The sequence below is a fragment of the Microbacterium sp. genome, from assembly GCF_043427715.1.
Taxonomy (GTDB): domain Bacteria; phylum Actinomycetota; class Actinomycetes; order Actinomycetales; family Microbacteriaceae; genus Microbacterium.
This window is the reverse complement of sequence record NZ_JBHWTD010000018.1, coordinates 1-26,047: the sequence shown is the minus strand read 5'-3', so window position 1 is coordinate 26,047 and position 26,047 is coordinate 1. Positions and strand designations below refer to the sequence as shown.

Below are 26,047 nucleotides of genomic sequence, written 5' to 3'. Positions count from 1 at the left end.
CGTGTGCTCCTCGGGAGGCAGGATCGCCTCGACCGTGCCGAGGTCGACGTGCACCATGCGGGGGTTCGGGCCCTGCTGGATGACACCGGCGACGATGTCGCCCTCCTTGCCGCGGAACTCCCCCAGGATCGCGTCGTCGGCGATGTCGCGCAGGCGCTGGCTGATGACCTGCTTGGCGGCGAAGGCGGCGATGCGGCCGAAGTCCTCGGGAGTGGACTCCTCCTCGCCGATGACGACGCCCTCTTCGTCCCGCAGGGGGATGTAGACGGCGACGTGGCCGGTCTTGCGGTCGAGGTGCGCGCGGGCGCCCTCGGGGAGTTCGCCGTCGGGCGAGGTGTGCTTGGCGTACGCGGTGAGGATGGCCTGCTCGATGATCCGGATCAGTTCGTCCAGCGGAATCTCCCGCTCGCGTTCGACAGTCCGCAGCAGTCCCATGTCGATGTCCATGAGCGCCTCCCTCTTCAGTTGATGTTCGCGTCGCCGCGCGCTGCGCCGATCAGTCCCGGCGAGCCTCGCGGCATCCCGTCAACGTTACCCGATGCCCTCCCGCATGAGCTGAGAAGATCATCGGATGACCGATGCCGCCAGAGACGTCGCGCGCGCCGCGGAGAACTCCCCCGTGATGCGCGGACTCGCCCGTGGCGGGTACGCCGCGAACGGCATCGTGCACGCCCTGCTCGGCGCCATCACGATCGCCATCTCCGTCGGCGGCACCGGCTCTCCCGACCAGGCGGGGGCCTTCTCCGCGCTGGAGACGGTTCCGCTGGGGATCGCCGGGGTGTGGGCGCTCGGCGGGCTGCTCGGCGCACTGGCGATCTGGCACGCGCTGCAGGCCGTGCTCGTGCGCGGGCGCGACCTGCGGGCGTGGGGCAGGCGCGCCTCCCCGGTCGCGCAGTCGCTCGTCTACGTCGCCCTCGCCGCGATCGCGGTGACCGTGGCGATGGGCGCGCGGCTCGACGGCGACGAGAGCGCACGCGACGCCAGTCGCGGGCTGCTGGCCACTCCCGGCGGGGTGTTCGTGTTGGGCGCGGCGGGTCTCACGGTAGCCATCACCGGCATCGCGTTCGCCTCCATCGGCGTGCGCCGCTCGTACGACAAGGTCATCGAGATCCCCGACGGCGTCGCCGGCGCCACCCTCAACACCGTCGCCGTCGTCGGCTACATCGGGAAGGGGATCTCGATCGCCACCGTCGGGGTCCTCCTGCTGGTGGCCGCGTTCCGACAGGAAGCCCGCGCGGCCGGCGGCTTGGATGCCGCCGTGCACGCCCTGCTCGATCTCGCGCTCGGCCCCGTCATCGTGTTCGCCGTCGGACTGGGCTTCGTCTCGTACGCCCTCTACAGCTTCCTCCGCGTGCGTTACGCGAAGCTATGAGGCCCGCGCTCAGCCGGCGTGCGGCTCCTCCGGCGGGCTCGCCGGCGGAGCCGATGGGAAGGCGTTGAGCGCACGGATCACGCGGTGCAGGTCGCCGACGCGGAACCTGTCGAATGTCATCACGAGTCGCGGCCGGTCCACCCGGTCATCGTCACGGACCTCCTGCGGCAGCGGCCCGGTGCGGACGATGCGCCCGTCGGTGGCCATGTGGCCGAACTCGCGCTCCAGCGAGGCGATCTCCTCGTCGGTGGGCTCGGCGCACAGCCGGAGCACGAGCCGGGAGCCGATCCACCGAAGCGAGTCGTAGTTGCGCCAGAAGCCGGTGATCTCGGATGCCGCGGCCTCGACGGAATCGGTGATGAGCACCCGCTCGAGGTCGTCGGGAGAGATGACCCCGCTGGGAATGAGGTGGTCGTCGGCGAAGCGGCGGAGCCCCTCCCAGAACGTGCCGCCCGCGGCATCCAGCAGCACGATCGGGGTGGGCTCGGCCTTGCCGGTCTGCTGCAGGGTGAGCAGTTCGAACAGCTCGTCGAGGGTTCCGAAACCGCCCGGCACGCAGACGAAGCCCCGCGACTCCTTGACGAGCATCAGCTTGCGGGTGAAGAAGTACTTCATCGCCACGACCCGCTCGGCGTCGGCGATGAGCGCATTGGGCTTCTCTTCGAAGGGCAGTCGGATCGACACCCCGAGCGAGCGGTCCGGGCCTGCGCCCTCCGCGGCGGCCTGCATGATCCCGGGACCGGCACCGGTGACCACCATCCAGCCCCGTGCGGCGAGCGCGGCCGCGACGTCCGCGGCGGCGCGGTACAGCGGATCGTCGGGGCGCGTCCGCGCGGAGCCGAAGATCGTGACCTTCGGGGTGAGCTCGTAGGGGGCGAACAGGCGGAAGGCGGAGCGCATCTCGGTGAGCGCGGCGCTGGTGATCTTGAGGTCGAGCCGGCCGGCCTCATCGAGGCCGAGACCGATCCCGGTGGCGAGGATGCGGGCGATGAGATCCTGGTCGGCGGTGATGCCGGCATCCGTGATGAGCTGGTCGATCCGCTCACCGATCGAGCCAGAGGTCGCGGCGTTCGAAGGCGTCGTCATGCTCCCAGGCTGTCATGACGGAGGCGAGCACGGGACCCCACCATCGCGCAAGAGCGTGCGCGCGTGCGATCCGAGACGGATACTCATCCCATGGAAGCGATCAACGAGTGGCTGCTGGCATCCGGAGATCTGCTGTGGACGTGGATCGTCCTGCCGGTCGTGGTCGTTCTGGGCCTGTATTTCACCGTCCGCTCGGACGTCATGCAGTTCCGGCTGATCCCGGAGATGTTCCGCACCCTGACCGACAAGACGCCGCGCAACGCCGACGGCGAGCCGCAGTCGGTCTCCGCCTTCCAGGCCTTCACGATTTCGGCGGCGTCCCGGGTCGGCGTCGGCAACATCGCCGGTGTCGCGACGGCGATCGCCGTGGGCGGCCCGGGCGCGGTGTTCTGGATGTGGCTGATGGCGTTCATCGGCGGCGCCTCGAGCTTCATCGAGTCCTCGCTCGCGCAGCTGTTCAAGACGCGTGACCGCGGCAGCTTCCGCGGCGGCCCGGCGTACTACATGGAACGCGGGCTCGGCGCCCGGTGGATGGGCATCGCGTTCGCGATCATCCTCATCGTGTGCTTCCCGTTCGCGTTCAGCTCTCTGCAGGCCAACACGATCGCGACGACCCTCACGACCACGATGGGCACGGATGCCGCGTGGGTGCCGTGGGCGGTCGGTGTCGGTATCGCCCTTCTGACCGCCCTGGTCGTCTTCGGCGGCGTCCGTCGCATCGCGTCGGTGACGCAGGCGCTCGTCCCGCTGATGGCGCTCGTCTACCTGCTGCTGGGGCTCGCGGTCGTCGCGATCAACATCACCGAGGTGCCGCGCGTGTTCGCGCAGATCTTCACCCAGGCGTGGGGATTCAACGAGGTCGTCGGGGCGACCCTCGGATACATCATCATGACGGGCGTCAAGCGTGGCATGTTCTCCAACGAAGCCGGCCTCGGCTCCGCCCCCAACGCCGGAGCGAGCGCCGCCGTCACGCACCCCGTCAAGCAGGGGCTGGTGCAGACGCTCGGCGTCTACTTCGACACGTTCCTCATCTGTTCGATCACGGCGTTCATCATCCTCGTCTCCGTACCCGACCTCACCGGCGCATCACAGGGGATCGACCTCACGCAGGAGGCGCTGACCTCCACGCTCGGCCCGTGGTCGAATATCGCGCTGAGCGTCATCATCTTCATGCTCGCGTTCTCCTCGATCCTCGGCAATTACTACTACGGCGAATCGAACATCGAGTTCATCACCCGCAACGAAACCGCGCTCACCCTCTATCGGATCCTCGCGGTCGCGGCGGTGCTGCTCGGCTCGGCGGCCTCCGTCCAGCTGGTCTGGAACCTCGCCGACGGGGTGATGGGCATCATGGCCCTCATCAACCTGGTCGCGATCGGACTCCTCTCGCCGATCGCCTTCCGCCTGCTGAAGGACTACACCGCGCAGCGGCGCGAGGGCCGAGACCCCATCTTCACCCGCGAGCGGCTCCCCGGCGTGGGCGGCATCGAGTGCTGGGAGGACGAACTCACCGTCACCGGCCCGCTCGACGTCGTCACCCGCGGGTCCCAGGCGCGCAAGCACGGCACGCACCCAGGCGCCACCGGCCACCGCGGGTGACGGTGCGCCGAGACGCGCCGACGTCGGAGCCCCTCTCCGCCGAGTCGGGTCAGCGGGTGAGCGCGGCGACGGCGTCGGCGGCGGCGACCGTCTGGCGCTCCCCCGTCCGCCGGTCCCACATTTCGACCTGGCCGTCGGCGGCGCCGCGGCCGACGATGACGATCTGCGGGACGCCCACGAGCTCCGCGTCGCCGAACTTCACACCGGGTGAGACCTTGGGTCGGTCATCGAACAGGACGTCGACACCGGCGGCCTCGAGGTCGGCGGCCACCTTCTCAGCGAGCTCGAACGCCGCGGCATCCCGCCCCGTCGCGACGACGTGGACGTCGAACGGAGTGATCGATGCGGGCCACACGAGGCCCTTCTCGTCGTTGTTGAGCTCGGCGAGCGCGGCGAGGATGCGGGTGACGCCGATGCCGTAGGAGCCCATCGTGACGGTCACGAGCTTGCCGTTCTCGTCGAGGACCTTCAGTCCCAGCTTCTGGGCGAAGAAGCGGCCGAGCTGGAAGACGTGGCCGATCTCCATGCCTCGGGCGAGCTCGACGGGGCCGGAGCCGTCCGGGGCGGGGTCGCCGGCGCGGACGCTCGCGACCTCGACGACACCGTCAGCGGTGAAGTCGCGGCCGGCCACGAGGGAGTGCACGTGCTTCTGGTCGATGTTCGCGCCGGTCACCCAGCGGGTGCCCTCGACGACGCGGGGGTCGAGCAGGTAGCGGATGCCGGTCGTCGACGCTTCGCCGAGGACGGGTCCCTCCGCGGACCAGGGCCCGATGTAGCCCTTCACGAGGCCCGGGTGCTTCGCGAAGTCGGCCTCGGTGGCGGCCTCGACGGCGGCGGGGGCGAAAGCGACCTCGGCGCGCTTGTCGTCGACCTCGCGGTCGCCGGGGATGCCGACGACGACGAGTTCACGCGTGCCGTCCAGGTGGGTGAGGGCGAGGACGACGTTCTTGAGGGTGTCGGCGGCGGTGTACTCGCCGTCCAGATGCGCGTTGCAGTGCGCGACGAGCGTGTCGATCGTCGGGGTGTTCGGAGAGTCGAAGATCGTCGCGGCGGGAGCGTCGTCGAACGGGACGGGCGCGGGGGCGACGGTGGTGAACGCCTCGACGTTCGCGGCGTATCCGCCGGCCGAGCGGACGAAGGTGTCCTCACCGACGGGAGTGGGGTGCAGGAACTCCTCGCTGCGCGCACCGCCCATGAGGCCGTTGTCGGCGGCGACGATGACGTACTCCATGCCGAGGCGCTGGAAGATGCGCTCGTACGCATCGCGCTGCAGCTGGTAGCTCTTCTCGAGACCGGCATCCGTCGCGTCGAAGGAGTAGGCGTCCTTCATCGTGAACTCGCGACCGCGCAGGAGACCGGCGCGGGGGCGCGCCTCGTCGCGGTACTTGTCCTGGATCTGGAAGATCGTCAGCGGGAGGTCCTTGTACGACGAGTACAGGTCCTTCACGAGGAGTGTGAACATCTCCTCGTGCGTGGGAGCGAGCAGGTAGTCGGCGTCCTTGCGGTCCTTCAGGCGGAAGATGCCGTTGCCGTACGCGTCCCAGCGGCCGGACTGCTCGTAGGGCTCGCGCGGCAGCAGCGCCGGGAAGTGCACCTCGTAGGCGCCGGCGGCGGCCATCTCCTCGCGGATGATGGTCTCGAGCTTGGCCTTGACGCGCAGACCCAGCGGGAGCCACGTGAAGATGCCCGGGGCGGCGCGGCGGATGTAGCCGGCGCGGACGAGCAGCCGGTGGCTCGTGACCTCGGCATCAGCCGGGTCTTCGCGGAGCGTGCGGAGGAAGTACGAGGAGAGACGGGTGACCACGAGGATCAAGCCTACTCGCGGCCCTCGTCCTCCATGGGCTGCCGCGCGCCCCACCGGCCGACGGGCAGCCCCGCCTACACTGAGGCGGGTGTCCGCCCGTCGCTCCCGCTTCATCTCCCCGTCGAGCACGCCCGCGGCGGCGCCGGACGCCGAACCTCACGACGCCCTCGTCGCCGCGCTCGCCGCGCTGCGGAGGTCGCTGGAGATCCCCGAGGCCTTCCCGCCGGACGTCGAGGAGGAAGCCCGCCGAGCAGCCGACACCGTCTCCCTCCGCCCCGGCGATGGCCTCGCCGACCTCCGCGACGTCGACTTCCTCACCATCGACCCCGCGGGATCGACCGATCTCGACCAGGCGGTGCATCTGGAGCGCGTCGGCAATGGCGCGATCCTGCACTACGCGATCGCCGACGTCGACGCTTTCGTCCCACCCGGCGGTGCGGTCGACCGCGAGGCCCGCGAGCGGGGGCAGACGCTGTACGCGCCCGACGGCCGGGTGCCGCTTCACCCTCCCGTCCTCAGCGAGGACGTCGCCTCCCTCCTGCCCGACCGCGATCGCCGCGCGTACGTGTGGCGATTCGAGTTGGATGCCGGTGCCCGCCCGGTCGCGACGGCGCTGACGCGCGCCGTGATCCGCTCCCGCGCGCAGTGGTCGTACCGGGATGCGCAGGCAGCCGTCGACGCGGGGACAGCACCGGAGACCCTCGCCGCGCTCCCCTGGTTCGGCCGTCAGCGCGCTGATCGCGAGGTCGAGCGCGGCGGCGCGAGCCTCAATCTGCCCGAGGTGAGTGTCGAACGCGGCTCCGACGGCTACCGCCTCGTCGCCGACGACGCGGTTCCTCTGGAAGACGCGAACGCGCACGTGTCGCTGCTGACCGGAATGGCGGCCGCCGAGATCATGATCGACGGCGGGATCGGCATCCTCCGAACCATGCCCGCGGCGTCGGCAGAGGACATCGCGTCGTTCCGTTCGCAGACCGTCGCGCTGGGGCTGCCCTGGTCCGAGGACGAGCCGTATGGCGCGTACCTCCAGCGCCTCGATCACTCCTCCGCGGCACGTGCGGTCCGCGAGCACGCAGCGGCCCTGTTCCGCGGCGCCGGGTACACGGTCTTCGGAGTGGATGGCGAACCCCTCCCCGCTCCCGACGATCTCGTCCAGTCCGCCCTCGCGGCCCCGTACGCGCACACGACCGCACCCCTGCGACGTCTCGTCGATCGGTGGGTGCTGGTGCTCTGCGACGCCCTCGCCAACGGGCGCTCGGTGCCCGAATGGGCCCGGACGAGCCTTCGCGAGCTTCCCGGGCTGATGGACCGCAGCACCTCTCGCGCCCGCGCCCTCGAGTCGGGGTCCCGCGACCGGGTCGAGGCGGCGCTGCTCGACGGCCGGGTCGGCGAGGTCTTCCCCGCCGTCGTCCTGCGCTCTCGCGGTGACACCCTGCGGGTGCTCCTCCACGCGCCGCCCGTCGAGGCGACGGTCACCGGGACGGCGCAGCCGGGTACCGAGGTCCGGGTCCGCGTGACCGGCACCTCGGTACCCGATGGGGACGTCGACCTGGAGCTCGTGCCGTGACCGCGCAGACGCCCGGGGCCCCGATCGTCCTGGTCACGGGCTTCGAGCCGTTCGGCGGTGCCTCCGCCAATCCGAGCGGTGACGCCGTGCGGACTCTCGCCGCCGAGGGTCTCGGCGGCCTGGCTGCGACCCTCGTCACGGCCGTCCTCCCGGTCACGTTCGCCGGGGCCGCCACGCGAATCCGGGAACTGATCGCGACGCACCGTCCGGACATCGTGGTCGCCACCGGACTCGCCGGGGGCCGCTCCGCGATCGGGGTGGAGCGGGTGGCGGTGAATCTCTTGGACGCCCGCATTCCCGACAACGCCGGCGACCAGCCCGTCGACCTCCCCTCGGCCCCGGGCGCACCCGCGGCCGCGTTCGCCACCGTGCCGGTCAAGGCGATCGCGGCATCCGTCACCGCTCTGGGGATCCCCGCGGAGGTCTCCTACAGCGCGGGCACCTTCGTCTGCAATCACGTGTTCTTCACCGCGCTGGATGCCACTTCTCCCCACACCCGGGTCGGCTTCGTGCACGTGCCGTGGGCGACCGGGCAGGCGCCCGTGGGCGCGCCGGAACTGCCCCCGGCCGACATCGTGCGCGCCCTCCAGACGGTGATCGCGGTCGCCGCAGACGGTGCGGAGCTCGTCGCTCCCGGCGGCACCCTGCACTGACGACACGTCGGCGGGCCGGTGCAGGCCGCCCCTCCTTGTCAAGTGCAGAAGTTTGCGTGATCTTCTCCTGGTGGATGGTCGGAAGACCCTGCTTCTTTGGCGCAAAGTGGGGATCAAGCGATCCGCTCACAGCGTTCGTGAGTGAACCATCCACCGCGAAGGAATCCAGAAATGACTGCGTACACCGACGACATCGAAGCCATCCGGGAGCTCAAGGAGCAGCACGGGTCCAGCTGGGACGCCGTGAACCCCGAGTACGTCGCCCGCATGCGGGCGCAGAACCGCTTCAAGAACGGGCTCGAGATCGCCCAGTACACCGCGGACATCATGCGCCGCGACATGGCCGAGTACGACGCCGACTCCTCCGTCTACACCCAGTCGCTGGGCGTCTGGCACGGCTTCATCGGCCAGCAGAAGATGATCTCCATCAAGAAGCACCTCAAGAGCACCAACAAGCGCTACCTCTACCTCTCCGGCTGGATGGTCGCGGCGCTCCGGTCGGAGTTCGGCCCTCTTCCCGACCAGTCGATGCACGAGAAGACCGCCGTTCCCGCGCTCATCGAGGAGCTCTACACGTTCCTCCGCCAGGCCGACGCCCGCGAGCTCGACCTGCTGTTCTCCAAGCTCGACGACGCGCGCCTGGCCGGCGACGAGACCGCCGTGGAGTTCATCCAGTCGCAGATCGACAACTACGAGACCCATGTCGTGCCGATCATCGCCGACATCGACGCCGGCTTCGGAAACCCCGAGGCGACCTACCTCCTGGCCAAGAAGATGATCGAGGCGGGCGCCTGCGCGATCCAGATCGAGAACCAGGTGTCGGACGAGAAGCAGTGCGGCCACCAGGACGGCAAGGTGACCGTCCCTCACGAGGACTTCATCGCCAAGATCAACGCTGTGCGCTACGCCTTCCTCGAGCTCGGCATCGACAACGGCATCATCGTCGCCCGCACCGACTCCCTCGGCGCCGGCCTCACCCAGAAGCTCGCCGTCACCGCAGAGCCGGGCGATTTGGGCGACCAGTACAACTCCTTCCTCGACGTCGAGGAGATCTCCGAGGACGAGCTCGGCAACGGCGACGTCGTCATCAAGCGGGACGGCAAGCTGCTGCGCCCGAAGCGCCTGGCGAGCAACCTGTACCAGTTCCGTCCCGGCACCGGCGAGGCCCGCTGCGTGCTCGACTGCATCACGTCGCTGCGCAACGGCGCCGACCTGCTGTGGATCGAGACCGAGAAGCCTCACGTCGCGCAGATCGCCGGCATGGTGGACGAGATCCGCAAGGTGATCCCGAACGCGAAGCTCGTCTACAACAACAGCCCGTCGTTCAACTGGACCCTGAACTTCCGCCAGCAGGCCTACGACCTGCTCGTGGAGCAGGGCGCCGACGTCTCGCAGTACAAGCGCGACGAGCTCATGAGCGTCGACTACGACGACACCGAGCTCGGCCGCCTGGCCGACGAGAAGATCCGCTCCTTCCAGAAGGACGGCTCAGCCCGCGCCGGCATCTTCCACCACCTGATCACGCTGCCGACGTACCACACGGCCGCCCTGTCCACCGATGACCTCGCGAAGGGCTACTTCGCCGAGGAGGGCATGCTCGCCTACGTCAAGGGTGTGCAGCGCCGCGAGATCCGCGAGGGCATCGCGACCGTCAAGCACCAGAACATGGCCGGCAGCGACATCGGCGACAACCACAAGGAGTACTTCGCCGGAGACGCGGCCCTCAAGGCCGGCGGCAAGGACAACACGATGAACCAGTTCAGCTGAGTCCTGATCGACCCGGAGGGGCTCCTGCATCGGCAGGGGCCCCTCCGTCGCGTCATCCGCCGGAAACGCCATTGGCGATATATTGCATATCGTGCCGATTCCCGCAGAGAGCAACCCCGTCAGGCCCCTCCTGCGCGATGCGGTGCGCGACCGCCTCCGCGACGCGATCGTCAACGGCACCCTCGCCCCCGACGAGCAGCTGCGCGATGCCGATCTCGCCGCGTGGCTCGGCGTCTCCCGAACCCCCGTCCGAGAGGCCCTCCTCGAACTCGCCCGCGCCGGCCTCGTCCGCGCCGTTCCCGGCCGGTCCACCGTGGTGGCACCGATCGATCCCGCCGCGGTCCGCGACGCGCAGGCGGTCGTGGGCGCGATGCACGCCCTCGCCCTGCGCGCCGCCACCCCTCGCTTCACCGCAGACGACCTCCAACGGATGCGCTCCGCCAACGAGAGGTTCCGCACCGCGCGCACCGATGGTGACCTCGACGCCGCACTCGCTGCCGACGCCGAGTTCCACGCCGTCGCGCTCGAGCGGGCCGGCAACGCCGCGGCATCCGCCGTCATCGCCCAGTACGAGCCCGTGCTCCACCGCGTCGAACGGTTCCGCTTCGGCTCCGCCGAAGGCGAGGAGTCGGTACGCCGTCACGCGCAGCTGATCGAGTTGTGCGCCGCCGGCGACGCGACCGGCGCCGCCGCACTCGCCGAGCAGACCTGGCAGAGCCTCCGCCTCGACCCCTCACCGCCCACCCCGACACACGAAGGACGACCCGAATGATCCTCGACCGGTTCCCCCGCCACCCGCTGACCTTCGGGCCGAGCCCGCTGCAGCACCTGAAGCGCCTCACCCAGCACCTCGGCGGGGCCGAGGTCTGGGCGAAGCGTGAGGACGTGTCGAGCGGTCTCGCCTTCGGCGGCAACAAGACCCGCAAGCTCGAGTACATCGTCCCCGACGTGCTCGCCAGCGGCGCCGACACCCTCGTCTCGATCGGCGGCTACCAGTCGAACCACACCCGCCAGGTCGCCGCCGTCGCGGCGCACCTCGGGCTGAAGGTTCGGCTGGTGCAGGAGAAGTGGGTGCCCTGGGACGAGCCGGTCAACGACAAGGTCGGGAACATCCTCCTCTCCCGGATGATGGGCGCCGACTCCCGCCTCGACGACGCGGGATTCGACATCGGTATCCGCGACTCCTGGAAGCAGGCGCTTCAGGAGGTGGAGGATGCTGGCGGCACCCCGTATGCGATCCCCGCGGGAGCCTCGGAGCACCGCCTGGGCGGACTCGGCTTCGCCAACTGGGCCTTCGAGGTGGCCGAGCAGGAGAAACAGCTCGGCGTCTTCTTCGACACGATCGTGGTGTGCACAGTCACCGGATCCACGCACGCCGGCATGATCGCCGGGTTCGCCGCACTCGAAGACCTGACCGGTGTGAAGCGCCGCGTCATCGGCATCGACGCCTCCGCGACGCTGCAGAAGACCCGCGACCAGGTCGCGCGCATCGCCCGGCACACCGCAGAGCTCATCGAGCTCGGGCGCGACCTCCGCGACGACGAGATCCAGGTGCTCGAAGGCTGGGCGGGCGACCTCTACGGCATCCCTGTCGAATCGACCATGGACGCGATGGCCCTCGGCGCGCAGCTGGAGGCGATGATCACCGACCCCGTGTACGAGGGCAAGTCCCTCGCCGGGCTCATCGACCTCGTGAAGACCGGCGACATCACGAAGGACTCCACCGTCCTCTACGCGCACCTGGGAGGACAGCCGGCGATCAACGCCTACCACTCCCTCTGGAGCTGACGCGCAACGGGCATCACACCATCGTGGGTGGCGACGACGGTCGTTGTATGGCGGCCGAATATTCCGGCCAACCACCGGACTGTTCTATCTCAGGAAACCTTCTTGGTTGCCTTCGAGGTCTTTGTCGCCGTCGCGTATCCGGACTTCTTGCCTGTCACCTTCACCGTGATGGTCTTGCCCTTCTGCGCCGCCGCGATCCGGAACGTCGTTTTCGTCGCCCCGGAGATCGCCGTGCCGTTCGCGTACCAGCGGTAGGTCAGGTGCGTGCCGCTCGTCCAAGCGCCCGCCTTTGCCGTTAGGGTGCGGCCGACCTTCGCCGCTCCCACGATCGTGGGCGTCGCGGCGGTGATGACCTTCGCCGTCCGCGGGGACGCCTTCGTCACGGTCGTGTAGCCCGCCTTCTTCCCCGTCACGTGCACTGTGATCGCAGAGCGCTTCAGCGAGCTCGTCAGCTTCAACGTGGATTTTGTCGCACCCGGGATGACCTTCCCGTCGGCGTACCACCGATACGAGAACGCCGTCCCGCTCGTCCACGTGCCCGGCTTCGCCGTCAGGGTCGATCCGTACGCCACCGTCCCCGAAATCGTCGGCGTCGCTGCCTTCAGCGTCCCGGTGGCGACCTTCGCAGTCTGCGCGGAGGACTTCGAGACCGTGCTCCACCTGTTGCTTCCAGTAACGGTCACCGTGATCCTCTTGCCGTGCTGCGTCGCGGTCGGCACGAAGGTCGGCTTCGTCGCACCCGAGATCGGCATACCGGACGCCTTCCACTGGTAGCGCAGCGTCCACCCCTCCGGCCAGGTTCCCGCCTTCGCGGTGAGCGTCGAGCCAACCTTCGCGCTGCCCGTGATCGCGGGGGCGGGCACAGCGTCCGCGAGCTCACGCAGATCCAAGATGATCTCTCGCTGCGACCACACCCCGGCCGTCAGGAGGATGCCGCGCTTCGGGTCAGTCGTTCCGGATTTCCCGTCCGCGTATACCGTGGGCCTGCCCGGAATCTCGGCCCGAAGGGATAGGCGGGTTCCGCTTCGGAACGTCTGCCCGAAGAGGGCCATTCCCATGCTTTCCCCCCAGGGACCGACCTCCGCCTCGACTCCGGCATCCACGTCTCGCGCGATCACGCGGTAGGGCAGAACTGCGGTTTCGGGCGTCCTGACCACGACGCCGACAAGCTCGCCGGCTTCATCGAAGTAGACCGGCTGCTCGACGTCACTTGTCGTCAGATCAAGGCGTAGCGAACTCACCCAGGTGTCGGCATCCCGCTTCCACCCGGAGGTCGGCCTCGTCGACCCATAGAAGCTGCCGGAACCTTCGCTCCTCAGCGAGACCGTGAGCCGATAGACGCCCGGTTCAAGTCCGCCGACCGCATACGTCCCGTCGGCCGGGTCGAAGGCGATTTCATCCTTCTTCACCTCACGGCCCGCCTCCGTCCGCACACTGACGTCGACTCGCTCCCGCTGTGCGGGTGTCGTGCGCTCATCGAAATGGACGACACCGCTGATCGTGCGAGTGTTGGCGGCGAGTGCGGCCGGCGCCCCGCCCCAGACGAGCGCGGCGACGAGGACGGCGGCCAGCAGGGCCCTCAGAGGGCGGACTGCGCGGGCAGGGCGGAAGTTCATGGATTGCTCCTGTTGCGAGCGGATGCCACCGGCTCGGGTCGCCGCAGCAACGCGACTCCCAGCGGTCGCGCGGTCCTCATCGTAGCGACGCCTACCGTCCCGACTGACTGCGTCCCTCGAATCCGTACAACTCCGGACAACCCGCTCCGCAGCATCAGACCCCGCAGAGCCACAAGGAATCCGGATGATTCGCGCGGATTTCTTGGGAAGCGCGAGATTCGTGCCGCCGTCGAAGCGCGGGTCAGGACGTGACGACCTGCGCAGTGCCGACGGGCGCGTCGGGACCCATCTCGTCCGCGATGCGGTTCGCCTCCTCGATGAGCGTGGCGACGATGTCGGCCTCCGGGACGGTCTTGATGACCTCACCCTTGACGAAGATCTGACCCTTGCCGTTGCCCGACGCCACGCCGAGGTCGGCTTCGCGAGCTTCACCGGGACCATTCACGACACAGCCCATGACAGCCACGCGGAGCGGCACCGTCATGTCCTTGAGGCCCTCGGTCACGTTGTCGGCCAGCGTGTAGACGTCGACCTGCGCGCGGCCGCACGAGGGGCACGAGACGATCTCGAGCTTACGCTCGCGGAGGTTCAGCGACTGCAGGATCTGATGCCCGACCTTGACCTCCTCGGCCGGCGGCGCCGACAGGGAGACGCGGATCGTGTCGCCGATACCCTCGGAGAGCAGGATGCCGAACGCGGTCGCGGACTTGATGGTGCCCTGGAACGCCGGGCCGGCCTCGGTCACGCCGAGGTGGAGCGGCCAGTCTCCCCGCTCTGCGAGCATGCGGTAGGCCTTCACCATCACGACCGGGTCGTTGTGCTTGACCGAGATCTTGAAGTCGTGGAAGTCGTGCTCCTCGAAAAGCGACGCCTCCCAGACCGCGCTCTCGACGAGCGCCTCCGCAGTCGCCTTGCCGTACTTCTCGAGCAGACGCTTGTCGAGTGACCCCGCGTTGACGCCGATGCGCAGCGAGACGCCGGCGGCCTTCGCGGCCGCGGCGATCTGGCCGACATTGCCGTCGAACTCACGGATGTTGCCGGGGTTCACACGCACCGCGCCGCATCCCGCGTCGATCGCGCTGTAGATGTAGCGGGGCTGGAAGTGGATGTCGGCGATGACCGGGATCTGGCTCTTGGCCGCGATGATGTGCAGCACGTCGGCATCCGCCTGGTGCGGCACCGCCACGCGGACGATCTCGCAACCGGACGCGGTGAGCTCGGCGATCTGCTGCAGCGTCGCGTTGATGTTCGTGGTCGGGGTCGTCGTCATCGACTGCACAGTGACCGGGGCGTCGCCGCCGACGAGCACCTTGCCGACCTTGATCTGACGGCTCTTACGACGGGGGGCGAGGACCTCCGGCACGCGGGGCATCCCGAGATTGACTGCTGGCACCCCTCCAGCCTAGGCCTCCCTTTCCGCCGCCGGGCGGAGGATCGCGATCGTGGTAGATTCGCCGCATGCCCGCAATCCACTCCTGGTGGCGCTCCGCCTAGGCGGATCGCAGCGCGCATCCCGACGACCGCCTGAGCTGACAGCCCGGCGGTCTTCTTCGTTTCGAAGGCGACCGCCCCGAACGGAAGATCCACGATGACCAGCTCCCCCGCCACCCGACTGGCCGAGCTCACTGCCTCCGGCGCACCCTTCGCCCTCATCGCGCGCGACGGGCAGAGCGTGGAACTGCTCACCGGCGACGTCGTCGACGTCGACCTGCTGGCCGACATCCCTTTGACGGATGCCACGGGCGCGGCGCGCGAGGTCCTCGCCCTCGTGCCGTTCCGCCAGGTCGTCGAGCGAGGGTTCGCGTGCCACGACGATCACGCACCGCTGCGCTGCCTCGTCGTCGGCGCACACGAGGCTCTTCCCGTCGCTGAGGTCATCGAGGCCCTGCCGACGACGCGGATTCCGCTGCTCGACGCGGGCTTCGACATCCCCGACGACGAGTACGCCGACATCGTCCGCCGCGTCATTGCCGATGAGATCGGCCGAGGCGAGGGCGCCAACTTCGTCATCCGCCGTGACTACACGGCATCCGTCTCCGAGGACGCCGTCACGGCGGGACTCACCTGGTTCCGCGCACTGCTGGAGCACGAGCGCGGCGCGTACTGGACGTTCCTCATCTCGACACCGGGGCACATCGCGGTGGGCGCGAGCCCGGAGGTGCACGTCAGCGCGCACGCCGGCGAGGTCACGATGAACCCGATCTCCGGCACCTTCCGCCACCCCGAGGGGGGCGCCACCGTCGAGACGCTCTCGGAGTTCCTGTCGTCGACGAAGGAGACCGAAGAGCTCTTCATGGTCGTCGACGAGGAACTCAAGATGATGTCGGCCGTCTGCAGCGACGGCGGCCGGATCACGGGACCGCACCTCAAGGAGATGTCGCGCCTCACCCACACCGAGTACACCCTTCGCGGCACGAGCACGCTGGATCCGCGCGACATCCTCCGCGAGACGATGTTCGCCCCGACGGTCACCGGCTCGCCCATGCAGAATGCGTGCACCGTCATCACACGCCACGAGAAATCGCCTCGAGGCTATTACTCGGGTGTCGCCGCATTGTTCACGCCGCGTGACGGCGGTGGCCACGACCTCGACGCCCCCATCCTCATCCGCACGGCCTACCTGCAGGATGGGCGACTGCGGGTGCCGGCGGGCGCAACGCTCGTGCGTCATTCCGACCCCTACGGCGAGGTGAATGAGACGCACGGCAAGGCGGCCGGCGTCCTGGGCGCGATCGGCGCGATCGAGCGGACGCACGTCGCTCCTGTCGTCGACGAGGACGCCCCCGCGCCGCGGCCCCGCCCGCTCGCCGACGATCCCGGCATCGCGGAGCAGCTGGCTTCGCGCAACGCGCGCCTCGCGGCATTCTGGCTCGAGCCGCAGAGCCTCGAAGCCGGACCGTTCGCGGGCCGGTCGGCGCTCGTCGTCGATGCGGAGGACCGCTTCACCACGATGCTCGCGCACCAGCTGCGCCACCTCGGCTTCGCCGTCACGATCGCGCACTGGAGCACCGCGACGCCCGAGGCCGTGGCCGCAGCCGAGCTCGTGGTCTCCGGTCCCGGACCCGGCGACCCCCGCGACGGGAACAGCGAGCGGGTCGCCCGCATGCGCGAGGTCGTCGCCGCACGTCTGGACGCCGGTGCCCCGCTCCTCGCGGTCTGCCTCAGCCACCAGATCCTGGCGGACCGTCTCGGGATGGCGCTCGCCCCCCTCGCAACGCCCCACCAGGGGCTGCAGAAGTCGGTCGACGTCTTCGGGCGCGACGCATCGATCGGGTTCTACAACACGTTCACCGCTCGGGTCGCCCCCGGCACCCGCGAGATCGGGAGCACCGAGATCGCCGCCGACGGCTCGGGCGACGTCTACGCGCTCCGCGGTCCCGGCTATGCGTCGATCCAGGGCCACCTCGAATCGATCCTGTCGCGCGACGGCCTCGAAACCCTAGAGCGCCTCATCGCGCACGCACTGACCACGGCCTGACCCGGTCAGTGCGCGCGACCGTCAGCCGAACAGCTGCACGGGGTTGACGATGTCAGCGAGGATCAGCGTGCCGCCCATCACGATGAGCGCGATGACCACGACGTAGGTGACGGGCACGAGCTTCGTCGCGTCGACCGGGCGCGGTGCGCCGCGACCCCGCACGCGCGCCCACAGGCGCTTGAGGCCATCCCACAGCGCCACGACGACGTGACCGCCGTCGAGCGGCAGCAGGGGGATCAGGTTGAAGACGAACAGGGCGATGTTGAGCGAGCCGAGGAGCGCCAGCATGCCCGAGACCCGGTTGACGATGGGCTGATCGGTGGCGGCGACCTCGCCCGCGAGGCGGCCGGCGCCGACGACCGACAGCGGACCGTCCGGGTCGCGCCCGGCGCCCGTGAAGGTGTCGACGGCCGTCTGGTAGACCCGGGCTGGGAGCTGCCACATGATGCCGACGACCTGACCGGCCTGCTCGAGCGCCGCGCGCGGACCCTCCCAGATCGGCTGGGCGACGTAGTCGACCGTCGCCGTCATCCCGACGAAGCCGACCTCCGCGATTTCGACCTCGCCGTCCTCGCCCACGACCTCGCGCTCGGCGAGGACGGGGGTGACCTCGAGGGCCTGGGTGGCGCCGTCCCGTTCGACGACGACCGGGAGCGATTCCTCCGGCGAGCGCTGGATGATCGCAGATGCCTCGGCGAAGGTGGCGACCTCCGTGCCATCCACCGACACGAGGACATCTCCCGGCAGGATGCCGCCGGCCGCCGCCGGGGATGCCGGATCGCCTGCGGCGCACTCCGTCTGGGCGGTCCCCGCAGGCAGCACGCATTCGCTGACGGCGGCGACGGTCGTCGTCGCGGTCTGCACCCCGATCCCGGAGAACATGACGGCGAACAGGACGATCGCGAGCACGAGATTCATGAGCGGGCCGCCGAGCATGATGACGATGCGCTTGAGTACCGGCAGCTGGTAAAAGGCGCGGCCCGCACCGGCGCCTTCGAGCGTCTCATCGTTGACGGCGCGCGCATCCTGGATCATCGTCGCGAAGAAGCGGGCCCGGCGTGTCCCACCATCTGCGTCCACCGGCGACGGCGGATACATGCCGGCCATGGAAATGAAGCCGCCGAGTGGAAGCGCCTTCAATCCGTACTCGGTCTCCCCGAACCTCCGGGACCACAGCGTCGGGCCGAAGCCGATCATGTACTGCCCGACCCGCACTCCGAAGGCCTTCGCGGGCGCGAGGTGGCCGATCTCGTGCAGGGCGATCGAGACGGCGAGGCCGACGACCAGGACGAGGACGCCGATGACGAATGCGAGGACGGTCACGAGCCGACACGCTACCGCGCGGAGCTTTGAATGCACCCGGACGCGACGGACGGGGGACGGGATGCCGCGGCGATAGGCTGAGGACGTGGAGACCCGATCCGCTGAGGCACGTCGACGGCGCGCGGTGCGTGCCGGCGTGGCATCTGCGATCGCCGTCCTCGCCGCTTCCACGGCCCACACCCTCTCGGGCGGGTCCGCACCGCCGGCGTGGCTCATGCTGGCGGTCGCCCTCCTCGCCTGGCCGATCGCCCTTGTGCTGATCGGCAGGGGCCCCTCGCTGCCGCGCACCGCCGCGACCATCTCCGCCGCCCAGGTGCTTCTGCACGGCGCCTTCGCCGTCGTCGGCACGGCGGCGCCGACCGGCGGCACCGGGCTCGCACACGCGGGACACGTGCACGGGGTGATGGCCCTTCCCGGGCTGATGACCGGCGGGGTACCGCTGGATGCCGCGATGATCGCCGGCCACGTGGTCGCTGCGGCCGTGACGACCCTGCTCGTCACGTACGGCGAGCGGCTCCTGCGAGCGCTCGCCGACGGTGTCCGCCGCGCCCTCCCCGCCCTGCCCGGGCCGGTGCTCGCGCCGGTCGCCGCTCCGGCTTCTGTCGGCTGGACCGTTCCCGCCCTCCCCTCCCGCGTCACCCTCTCCGGTCTCTCCCGGCGCGGCCCGCCGCGCTGAGCCGCGCCTCGCGCGACTCCGCTCACCCTTCCCCCGCGGCATCCCGCCGCATCTCAGAGAGACCACTTCTGTCATGACCGTTCTTCCTGCGCGCCGTCCGGCGCTCGCCCTGTCCGCTCTCGCCCTCGGCGGAGTCCTCCTCCTGGCCACCCCCGCAGCCGCTTCCGCGCACGTCGGCGCCCACGCGGACGGGGCGACCGCCGGCGCCACCAGCCGCGTCGAGCTCTCCTTCAGCCACGGCTGCGACGGAGCGTCCACCACCGCCCTGCGCGTCGACGTGCCGGAAGGCATCGACGCGGTCTCCCCCATCGTCGACGGCGCCTGGACGATCTCGCGCACGCTCGGGGACAACGGCATCCCGACGCAGATCGTCTACACCGCGACCGCGCCCGTCGAGGATGGCCTGAAGGCGAGCGTCGCGATGGACGTGCTGTTCGGCGCCGAGACCGGCGGAACCGTCGTCGCCTTCCCCGTCGTGCAAGAGTGCGAGGCCGGCGAGAACGCGTGGACCGAGATCCCCGCCGAGGGGCAGGACCCGCACGAGCTGGAAGCCCCCGCCCCGACCGTGGCGGTCGCCGAAGCGGACGCGAACACCGCCGACGCACACGCCGCCGCCGACCACAGCACACACGACACCGATGCGGCCGTGGCCGAGAGCGCGGATGCCACGCCCGCCGCGCTCTGGCTTGCGGCCGGTGCCGTGGTGCTCAGCATCGTCGCCCTCTCGGTCGCCCTGCTGACGCGCCGCCGCGCCTGAGTCCGCACCTCCGGCGTCCGGAGGCCGGGTGAGAGGATGGAGGGACCATGCCTGACGCCGCATCCACTCCCCTCCCGCCCGTCCTCCGGCCATCGGAGACGCCCGCGCGCTCGCTCGCGGAACTGGCTGCGACCTTCGGCGCACACGGTGACGCCGCCCTCGACGGCATCGAGGTGCGCGGCGTGACCCTGGCGACGGCCGACCTCCGCCCGGGCGAGCTGTTCGTCGCCGTCCCGGGCGCGAACCGGCACGGAGCCGAGTTCGCCGCTGCGGCGATCGCCGCGGGCGCGGGCGCGATCCTCACCGATGATGCCGGCGCTCGCCTCATCGGCTCCGCCCCGGTTCCCGTCCTCGTCGTCGACGAGCCCCGCGCACGCCTCGGTGCAATCTCAGCGTGGGTCTACGGCACCGGCGCGGAGGCAGATCTGCCCCCGATCTTCGGGGTCACCGGCACCAACGGCAAGACGAGCGTGATGCACCTCATGCAGGGGATCCTGAACGGCCTCGGCGTCATCACCGGCATGTCCTCCACCGCCGAGCGTCACATCGCCGGTGAGGTGATCCCCTCGCGGTTGACGACGCCGGAGGCGTCCGAGGTGCACGCCCTGCTCGCCCTCATGCGGGAGCGGGACGTCGCAGCCGTCCTCCTGGAGGTCAGCGCACAGGCACTCACCCGGCACCGCGTCGACGGCATCGTCTTCGACGTCGCGGGGTTCACCAACCTCACCCATGACCATCTCGACGACTACGGCGACATGGCGACCTACCTCGCCGCGAAGCTCGAGCTCTTCCGCGCATCGCGCTCCCGCCGGGCGGTCGTCTGCGTCGACCAGCCGGAGGGCGTCGACGTGGCGCGCCGGTCGGAGGTCCCCGTCGCGACCGTGCTCACGCCGGACATCGCCGCGGACCCCACCGTCGACGCCGACTGGCGCGTCGAGCTCGTGCGGGAGACGCCGGACGGCGTGACCTTCACCCTCACCGGACCGGCCGGCTCCCTCACCACCACGGTGCCGGTCATCGGTCCGCACATGGCCTCCAACGCGGCCCTCGCGATCGTCATGCTGCTCGAAGCCGGGTGGGAGTGGCAGCGGCTGCGCGCGCTCCTGCAGGACGCCCGCATCGACGCTCACCTGCCCGGTCGCATCCAGCGCCTCTCCGGCGACTCCGGTCCCGCCCTGTACCTCGACTTCGGCCACTCCCCAGACGCGTTCGAGAAAACGCTCGCCGCCGTACGGCGGGTCACCCCGGGGAAGGTCATCATGGTCTGCGGCGCCAACGGCGATCGCGACACGACGAAGCGAGCCGACATGGGCGCGGCCGCCGCCCGCGGCGCGGACGTGGTCGTCGTCACCGACCAGCATCCGCGTTCGGAGGACCCCGCCCTCATCCGCGCCGCGCTCATCGCAGGTGCGGGCGCGGCATCGCCCACCACGACCGTGCACGAGGTGACCCCGCCGGAGGAGGCGATCGCCTTCGCGGTGAGCATGGCCGGCGACGGCGACGCGATCCTGTGGGCGGGCCCCGGACACCAGCACTACCGCGACATCGCCGGGGTGCGGACCCCGTTCGACGCCGAGGAGGCCGCCCGCTCGGCGCTGCGGGCCCACGGCTGGACCCCGGCGGCCTGAACCGCGGATCTCGCCGGCGTCAGCGCGAGAGGATCAGCCGGTCGGCTTCTTCCCGCGCCCAGCGCTCCGCCTCGGCGAGCGTGTCGCGCGTGAGCTCGGCGGGGGCATCGTGGGCGTCGACGACGCGCTGGATGACCTCGACGATCGCGGTGAACCCGATCGCGCCGTCGTGGAAGGCGTCGACCGCCTGCTCGTTGGCGGCGTTGAACACGGCCGGGTAGGTCCGCCCCGCCGCTCCCACCTGCTTGGCGAGGTCCACGCTCGGGAAGGCCGTGGCATCCAGCGGCTCGAACGTCCAGCTCGAGGCGGTCGTCCAGTCCAGCGGTACGCCGACCCCGGGCACCCGGCGCGGCCAGTCCAGGGCCAGCGAGATGGGCAGCCGCATGTCGGGCGGGGAAGCCTGCGCGATCGTCGATCCGTCGATGAACTCCACCATCGAATGCACGATGGACTGGGGGTGCACCGTGACGTCGATGCGGTCGTAGGGGATGCCGAAGAGCAGGTGCGCCTCGATCACCTCGAGCCCCTTGTTGACGAGCGTCGCGGAGTTCGTCGTCACCACCCGACCCATGTCCCATGTCGGGTGCGCGAGGGCTTCCGCCGGGGTGACGCCTTCGAGCTGCTCCCGGGTGCGTCCGCGGAAGGGGCCGCCGGAGGCCGTCAGCACGAGGCGGCGGACTTCGTCGGGCGAGCCCGACCGGAGCGCCTGGGCGAGGGCGGAATGCTCCGAATCGACCGGCACGATCTGGCCGGGCGCCGCGAGCGCGGTGACGAGGTCGCCTCCGACGATCAGCGACTCCTTGTTCGCGAGCGCGAGCGTGCGGCCGCACTCGAGGGCCGCGATCGTCGGGCCGAGTCCGACCGAGCCGGTGATGCCGTTGATGACGACGTCGGCCTCGACCGAGCGGATGAGCTGCTCGGCTTCATCTGCGCCGAACGCCGTGTCAGAGACCCCGAACTGCTCGGCCTGCGCGGCGACTCCGCCCCGGTCAGACCCTGCGGCGAGCCCCACCACCTCGAAGCGGTCGGGGTTCGCCGCGATGACCTCCAGCGCCTGCGTGCCTATCGAACCGGTGGAACCGAGGATGAGGACGCGGCGCATGGGGTTCAGCCTACTGGCGCGAGCCGGTCACTCCGCGGGCGCAGCCTGGCCACCGAGGATGTCGACGACGAAGACGAGCGACTCCCCCTTGAGGTCTTCCTCGTTGATCTCGCCCTCGCCGTAGCCTTCGGCCGGGGGGATCACGACGAGCACCTGCGAACCGACGGTCTGTCCCTCGAGCGCCTTGCGGAAGCCGGGCACGTACTGCGTGGTGGGGTACGCGATGGGCGCGGCGCCATCCCACGTCGAGTCGAAGGTCTCCCCGTTCGACCACCGGATGCCGGTGTACTGGATGAGCGCATAGTCACCCTCCTGCACCTCGTACCCGTCGCCCTTCTTGAGCACGGAGACCTGCGTCTCGGTGGGGGCATCGGACTCGGGGAGGGTGATCGAGGGAGCGCCGTCCTCGGCGAGCTCGACGGTCGGCATGCCGTCTGCCGGCTCCTGCTCCGCGCCCCACGCGGCCGTCGGAACGGTATCCAGCAGGTCGAGGACGTACACCTCGGGTCCACTCTGGTCGCTCGCAGGGAAGGTCGCGACGACGCGCTTGCCGACCTTGCCGCAGCCGAACACCTGTCCGTGGATCGTTTCGGCCGATAGCTGCGAGGGCAGCAGCTCACCGGGCTCGTACCCGACGGCCGCGAGCATCTCCCCGGTCTCACCGCTGTACGCCGTCATCGCGTAGGAGATGAACTCGCCCGCCTCGACCGGCTCGCCCTCGCCCTCGTCGACGACGGTGACCTCGAGGTCGCTCGGCTCGATCGGCGCGTCGAAGGTCGCCTCCGACGCGGTGCCCAGTTCGCCGTCGACCGTCACCGAGTCCGACGCGTCGCCCGCGGATGCGGCCGCCGCGCAGAGGTCGGCGGGCGTCCCCGTCGCTTCGGGCTCGGCCTCACCGGCGCCGCAGCCGGCGAGCAGGAGCGCGGTGACAGCGGCGGCGGACAGGGCGGCGATGGGGCGCAGACGCACGAAGAGACCTCTCGAAGGAAGAAGGGGGACCGGACAATGGTCTCGTACGTAGCTTTGACCGCGGTGTGAGGGTGAGTGTTCGGCCATGCCAGGCCTGGCATGGAAATGGCAGTAGCCTCGTCTGGTGACCGACGCGACGACGCCCGAAGAGACTCCCGTCGAGGCATCCGACGACGAACTGGCCCGTGCCGGCGCGCTGTATTACATCGTGCGCTGGGGTCTGGGCCCGTTGGCCCGCCTCGTCTACCGACCCCGCATCGAGGGGGCGAAGAACATCCCGCACACCGGGCCGATCATCCTCGCGAGCAATCACCTGAGCTTCATCGACTCATTCGTCCTCCCGCTGTTCGCGCCGCGGCCGGTGTACTTCCTCGCGAAGTCGAACTACTTCGAGGGGTCCGGAATCAGCGGCTGGTTCAGCCGCCGATTCTTCCGTGCGCTCGGGGCGACGCCGGTCCGCCGTGGCGCGGGGCAGGCCGCCCTCGACGCGCTCGACCAGCAGCGTCGCATCCTGCAGTCGGGGCGGGCGATCGCCCTTTACCCCGAAGGCACCCGGTCGCTGGACGGCCGCCTCTACAAGGGCCGCACCGGCGTCGCGTTCCTGGCACTGGAGACCGGCGCCAAGGTCGTCCCCGTCGGGATCGTCGGCACCAACGAGGCGATGCCGGTCGGTGCGAAGTGGCCGAAGCTCTCCCCCCGCGTGACGATCCGGTATGGCGAGCCGATCGACCTGTGCCCGCACGGCCCCGCCTCGTCCGGCCGCGCGCGCCGGCAGGCGACCGACGAGATCATGACCGCGATCCACGCGCTCTCGGGCCAGGAACTGGCGAACGCCTACAACGAGGTGCCGGCGCAGAACCCGGTCAAGCGTCTCAAGCAGGTCCTGCCGCACGAGCGGCGCTGATCAACCGACGGTGACGGTGGCCTCGTGGTGCACGGGGAAGTTCACCGAGTTGGCGATGAAGCACCAGGCGTTCGCCTGCGCATGCGCAGCGCTGGCCGCGTCGATCATGCCCTCCTCCGCCACCGTGACCCGGGGTCGCAGCGTCACCTCACGGAACGCACCCCCGCCGGTGCCGTCGAGCACCATCGTGCCGATCGCGTCATCCTCGTACGAGGTCACCACCACGCCGGCGGTGACGCACGCGTGCAGGTAGGACAGCAGATGACACTCCGCGAGCGCGGACAGCAGCAGGTCCTCCGGGTTCCACCGGGCCGGGTCGCCGCGGAAGGGCCGATCCGCCGACGCGAGCAGGTCGGGCTTGCCCGCCACACTCAGGGTGACGGCGCGGTCGTAGTCGCGGTAGCCACTCGTGCCGGTGCCCCGGTCGCCGGTCCAGCGGGCGATCACGCGGTAGTGGTGTTCGTCGATCACGCCGCCAGTCTGGCACAGCGCCCCGCTTCCTCGACCGACGTGCCGCCCGTCGGGAGCCGCGGGTGGCTGGGTAGGCTGGATGAGTGCCAGAGACCTTCGCCGTGACGGATGCCGTCGAACTCGCCGTCGTCGAACGCAGCGGCTTCGTGGAGTCCCGCCACAGCGGCTCGGCGATCGTGCTCGGCCCCGACGGCACGGTCGTGACCGCCCTCGGCCCGATCGACGACCCGATCCTTCCCCGCTCGACCCTCAAGCCCCTCCAGGCGCTCGCGAGCGTGACCGCCGGCGCCGCCCTCGAGGGCGCTCACCTCGCGGTCGCGACGGCGAGTCACTCGGGCACCGACCGGCACGTCTCGCTCGTCACCGACATCCTCACCATGGCGGGCCTCGGCGAGGACGACCTGCAGTGCCCGCCCGCGTGGCCCGGCGATGCCGCGGCTCGCGATGAGATGACGCGGGAGGTGCTCGGCCCTCAGCGCGTGCGGATGAACTGCTCCGGCAAGCACGCCGCGATGCTGCTGGCCTGCTCCGTCAACGGATGGGACACCGCGACCTACCTCGAGTCCGGCCACCCGCTGCAGGTGCACACGCGCGAGGTCATCGAGCGTCTCACCGGCACGAAGATCACCGCGACGGCGGTCGACGGCTGCGGCGCTCCTGTCCACGGGATGACCCTGCAGGCGCTCGCCCGCGCGATCCACCGGATCGGGGCGTCGTCGGAGCGGTCGCCCTTCGCGCTGCACCGTTCCGCGGGGGCGCTCGTCCGCGCCGTGCGGGAGCACCCGTGGGTGATCCAGGGCCCCGGGCTCCCCGACTCGATCGTCGCGGAGCGTCTCGGCGTGTTCGCCAAGCACGGCGCCGAGGGTGTCATGACGATGATCGCCCCCGACGGGACGACGGTCGCTCTTAAGATGCTCGACGGCAGCAGCCGCGCCTCCGCCGTGACCGCACTCACCCTTCTGGTGCGCGCCGGAGCCCTTGCCGGTGCCGACGTCGCGCGCACCCTCAGCTCGCTCCCGCTGACGGTCACCGGCGGCGGTCGCGACGTCGGCGTGATCCGTCCGACCGTCTGACGCGACAGCCCCGTCCGCCGATCTCCGGCGGGGCGGCCGGGGCGTCATGCGGTGTCGAGCCGCACGCGCCGCGGCGGACGTTCCGGAGACAGCGCCCACGCCCGCCCCGCACCGGGGACGACGTACGGCGGCAGCTCCCGCGACCCGCTCACCGCCCGGTATTCGGCGGCGCAGGCCCCGTCGATGACGAGGTCGGCCTCCGCACGCGCGGCGGTCAGCAGCCGCCAGTTCGCCAGCCACTCCTCCGGCGCACCGACCGTGACCGTCCCCCGCTCCAGGGAGGTCGCCGCCGCCGCGGGCGTGACTGTCAGCCCGAGCCGCTCCCATTCGGCGCTGAGGCGCCGCGCGCGACCGCCGGCGGGCATCACGACGGCGGCGGGCCGACGCGCGGGTGACCACAGCGGCGGCGGAGCC

22 protein-coding genes and 1 pseudogene are annotated in these 26,047 nt (G+C 70.4%); 13 read left to right on the top strand and 10 right to left on the bottom strand.

Translation table 11 applies throughout. The features are described 5' to 3' along the window. On the bottom strand, window positions 1-447 hold a 447-nt coding region (locus tag ACHFGS_RS01980), incomplete at its 3' end, for a NusA N-terminal domain-containing protein (protein ID WP_394289087.1). 124 nt (window positions 448-571) lie between these two features. Here ACHFGS_RS01980 and ACHFGS_RS01975 point away from each other — a divergent pair. Next, on the top strand, window positions 572-1,372 hold the full coding sequence (locus tag ACHFGS_RS01975; RefSeq protein ID WP_394278394.1) for a DUF1206 domain-containing protein: 801 nt from the start codon (window positions 572-574) through the stop codon (window positions 1,370-1,372). Between the two features lie 9 nt (window positions 1,373-1,381). Here ACHFGS_RS01975 and ACHFGS_RS01970 read toward each other — a convergent pair whose 3' ends face one another. Continuing rightward, a complete protein-coding gene (locus ACHFGS_RS01970; RefSeq protein WP_394278393.1) occupies window positions 1,382-2,458 on the bottom strand; it encodes a TIGR00730 family Rossman fold protein in 1,077 nt (358 codons plus the stop codon). A 90-nt stretch (window positions 2,459-2,548) separates the two neighbouring features. On the opposite strand from ACHFGS_RS01970, the gene ACHFGS_RS01965 reads away from it, so the two are divergent. Beyond that, window positions 2,549-4,057, top strand: a complete 1,509-nt coding sequence (locus ACHFGS_RS01965; protein WP_394278392.1) for an alanine/glycine:cation symporter family protein — start codon at window positions 2,549-2,551, stop codon at window positions 4,055-4,057. A 49-nt stretch (window positions 4,058-4,106) separates the two neighbouring features. Here ACHFGS_RS01965 and ACHFGS_RS01960 read toward each other — a convergent pair whose 3' ends face one another. After that, window positions 4,107-5,861, bottom strand: a complete 1,755-nt coding sequence (locus ACHFGS_RS01960; protein WP_394289086.1) for a proline--tRNA ligase — start codon at window positions 5,859-5,861, stop codon at window positions 4,107-4,109. Window positions 5,862-5,949: 88 nt separating this feature from the next. Here ACHFGS_RS01960 and ACHFGS_RS01955 point away from each other — a divergent pair, with 88 nt between their 5' ends. The 5 genes from ACHFGS_RS01955 to ACHFGS_RS01935 all read left to right on the top strand — a co-directional run bounded on the left by ACHFGS_RS01955 (window position 5,950) and on the right by ACHFGS_RS01935 (window position 11,636). Beyond that, the gene (locus tag ACHFGS_RS01955; RefSeq protein ID WP_394278263.1) at window positions 5,950-7,428 is read left to right on the top strand and encodes an RNB domain-containing ribonuclease; all 1,479 of its coding nucleotides are present in this window, start codon (window positions 5,950-5,952) and stop codon (window positions 7,426-7,428) included. Next, entirely contained in the window at window positions 7,425-8,081 is a 657-nt protein-coding gene (locus ACHFGS_RS01950; RefSeq protein WP_394278262.1) for a pyroglutamyl-peptidase I, read from the top strand. Before ACHFGS_RS01955 ends, ACHFGS_RS01950 begins: the two co-directional genes overlap by 4 nt. A 171-nt stretch (window positions 8,082-8,252) precedes the next feature. Then, window positions 8,253-9,848: an isocitrate lyase gene (locus ACHFGS_RS01945; protein WP_394278261.1), complete on the top strand. Its 1,596-nt coding sequence runs from the start codon at window positions 8,253-8,255 to the stop codon at window positions 9,846-9,848. Window positions 9,849-9,939: 91 nt separating this feature from the next. Continuing rightward, on the top strand, window positions 9,940-10,620 hold the full coding sequence (locus ACHFGS_RS01940) for a GntR family transcriptional regulator (RefSeq protein WP_394278260.1): 681 nt from the start codon (window positions 9,940-9,942) through the stop codon (window positions 10,618-10,620). Beyond that, entirely contained in the window at window positions 10,617-11,636 is a 1,020-nt protein-coding gene (locus ACHFGS_RS01935; protein ID WP_394278259.1) for a 1-aminocyclopropane-1-carboxylate deaminase, read from the top strand. The genes ACHFGS_RS01940 and ACHFGS_RS01935 overlap by 4 nt, the downstream gene beginning before the upstream one ends. Before the next feature lie 89 nt (window positions 11,637-11,725). On the opposite strand, the gene ACHFGS_RS01930 is transcribed toward ACHFGS_RS01935, so the two are convergent. Together ACHFGS_RS01930 and ispG are read right to left on the bottom strand one after the other, a co-directional pair. After that, window positions 11,726-13,252: a hypothetical protein gene (locus ACHFGS_RS01930; protein WP_394278258.1), complete on the bottom strand. Its 1,527-nt coding sequence runs from the start codon at window positions 13,250-13,252 to the stop codon at window positions 11,726-11,728. A 241-nt stretch (window positions 13,253-13,493) separates the two neighbouring features. Continuing rightward, window positions 13,494-14,645, bottom strand: a complete 1,152-nt coding sequence (ispG, locus tag ACHFGS_RS01925; RefSeq protein ID WP_394278257.1) for a flavodoxin-dependent (E)-4-hydroxy-3-methylbut-2-enyl-diphosphate synthase — start codon at window positions 14,643-14,645, stop codon at window positions 13,494-13,496. Window positions 14,646-14,840: 195 nt separating this feature from the next. On the opposite strand from ispG, the gene ACHFGS_RS01920 reads away from it, so the two are divergent. Then, a complete protein-coding gene (locus tag ACHFGS_RS01920; RefSeq protein WP_394278256.1) occupies window positions 14,841-16,730 on the top strand; it encodes a chorismate-binding protein in 1,890 nt (629 codons plus the stop codon). A gap of 21 nt (window positions 16,731-16,751) precedes the next feature. On the opposite strand, the gene ACHFGS_RS01915 is transcribed toward ACHFGS_RS01920, so the two are convergent. Then, window positions 16,752-18,053: a M50 family metallopeptidase gene (locus ACHFGS_RS01915; protein ID WP_394278255.1), complete on the bottom strand. Its 1,302-nt coding sequence runs from the start codon at window positions 18,051-18,053 to the stop codon at window positions 16,752-16,754. 85 nt (window positions 18,054-18,138) lie between these two features. On the opposite strand from ACHFGS_RS01915, the gene ACHFGS_RS01910 reads away from it, so the two are divergent. The 3 genes from ACHFGS_RS01910 (at window position 18,139) to ACHFGS_RS01900 (ending at window position 21,114) form a co-directional block, all read left to right on the top strand. Next, window positions 18,139-18,729 (top strand): hypothetical protein, encoded by a 591-nt coding sequence (locus ACHFGS_RS01910; protein ID WP_394278254.1) that lies wholly within the window; start codon window positions 18,139-18,141, stop codon window positions 18,727-18,729. 73 nt (window positions 18,730-18,802) lie between these two features. After that, window positions 18,803-19,486, top strand: a complete 684-nt coding sequence (locus ACHFGS_RS01905) for a DUF1775 domain-containing protein (protein ID WP_394278253.1) — start codon at window positions 18,803-18,805, stop codon at window positions 19,484-19,486. A gap of 47 nt (window positions 19,487-19,533) precedes the next feature. After that, window positions 19,534-21,114 (top strand): Mur ligase family protein, encoded by a 1,581-nt coding sequence (locus ACHFGS_RS01900; protein WP_394278252.1) that lies wholly within the window; start codon window positions 19,534-19,536, stop codon window positions 21,112-21,114. Window positions 21,115-21,133: 19 nt separating this feature from the next. Here ACHFGS_RS01900 and dxr read toward each other — a convergent pair whose 3' ends face one another. Then, entirely contained in the window at window positions 21,134-22,216 is a 1,083-nt protein-coding gene (gene dxr / locus ACHFGS_RS01895; RefSeq protein WP_394278251.1) for a 1-deoxy-D-xylulose-5-phosphate reductoisomerase, read from the bottom strand. A gap of 27 nt (window positions 22,217-22,243) precedes the next feature. Next, window positions 22,244-23,185 carry an FKBP-type peptidyl-prolyl cis-trans isomerase gene (locus tag ACHFGS_RS01890; RefSeq protein ID WP_394278250.1) on the bottom strand — a complete coding sequence of 314 codons (942 nt, stop codon included), beginning with the start codon at window positions 23,183-23,185 and terminating at the stop codon, window positions 22,244-22,246. A gap of 124 nt (window positions 23,186-23,309) precedes the next feature. Between ACHFGS_RS01890 and ACHFGS_RS01885 the strand changes: the two genes are divergently transcribed. Beyond that, the gene (locus tag ACHFGS_RS01885; RefSeq protein WP_394278249.1) at window positions 23,310-24,089 is read left to right on the top strand and encodes a lysophospholipid acyltransferase family protein; all 780 of its coding nucleotides are present in this window, start codon (window positions 23,310-23,312) and stop codon (window positions 24,087-24,089) included. Here ACHFGS_RS01885 and ACHFGS_RS01880 read toward each other — a convergent pair whose 3' ends face one another. Further along, window positions 24,090-24,560, bottom strand: coding sequence for an OsmC family protein (locus ACHFGS_RS01880; RefSeq protein WP_394278248.1), 471 nt, complete (start codon window positions 24,558-24,560; stop codon window positions 24,090-24,092). It abuts the gene before it with no gap. 83 nt (window positions 24,561-24,643) lie between these two features. On the opposite strand from ACHFGS_RS01880, the gene ACHFGS_RS01875 reads away from it, so the two are divergent. Then, complete coding sequence (locus ACHFGS_RS01875; RefSeq protein WP_394278247.1) at window positions 24,644-25,633, top strand: asparaginase; 990 nt, start codon at window positions 24,644-24,646, stop codon at window positions 25,631-25,633. Between the two features lie 44 nt (window positions 25,634-25,677). Here ACHFGS_RS01875 and ACHFGS_RS01870 read toward each other — a convergent pair. Then, window positions 25,678-26,047: pseudogene (locus tag ACHFGS_RS01870) on the bottom strand (cell division protein FtsK); the annotation flags it as partial.

What these genes read in the sequence shown, in the direction of transcription:
- ACHFGS_RS01970 (WP_394278393.1), bottom strand. Translation starts at nt 2,458, where the DNA reads ATGACGACGCCTTCGAACGCCGCGACCTCTGGCTCGATCGGTGAGCGG.
- ACHFGS_RS01935 (WP_394278259.1), top strand. Translation starts at nt 10,617, where the DNA reads ATGATCCTCGACCGGTTCCCCCGCCACCCGCTGACCTTCGGGCCGAGC.
- ACHFGS_RS01975 (WP_394278394.1), top strand. Translation starts at nt 572, where the DNA reads ATGACCGATGCCGCCAGAGACGTCGCGCGCGCCGCGGAGAACTCCCCC.
- ACHFGS_RS01965 (WP_394278392.1), top strand. Translation starts at nt 2,549, where the DNA reads ATGGAAGCGATCAACGAGTGGCTGCTGGCATCCGGAGATCTGCTGTGG.
- ACHFGS_RS01905 (WP_394278253.1), top strand. Translation starts at nt 18,803, where the DNA reads ATGACCGTTCTTCCTGCGCGCCGTCCGGCGCTCGCCCTGTCCGCTCTC.
- dxr (WP_394278251.1), bottom strand. Translation starts at nt 22,216, where the DNA reads ATGCGCCGCGTCCTCATCCTCGGTTCCACCGGTTCGATAGGCACGCAG.
- ACHFGS_RS01900 (WP_394278252.1), top strand. Translation starts at nt 19,534, where the DNA reads ATGCCTGACGCCGCATCCACTCCCCTCCCGCCCGTCCTCCGGCCATCG.
- ACHFGS_RS01930 (WP_394278258.1), bottom strand. Translation starts at nt 13,252, where the DNA reads ATGAACTTCCGCCCTGCCCGCGCAGTCCGCCCTCTGAGGGCCCTGCTG.
- ACHFGS_RS01920 (WP_394278256.1), top strand. Translation starts at nt 14,841, where the DNA reads ATGACCAGCTCCCCCGCCACCCGACTGGCCGAGCTCACTGCCTCCGGC.
- ACHFGS_RS01945 (WP_394278261.1), top strand. Translation starts at nt 8,253, where the DNA reads ATGACTGCGTACACCGACGACATCGAAGCCATCCGGGAGCTCAAGGAG.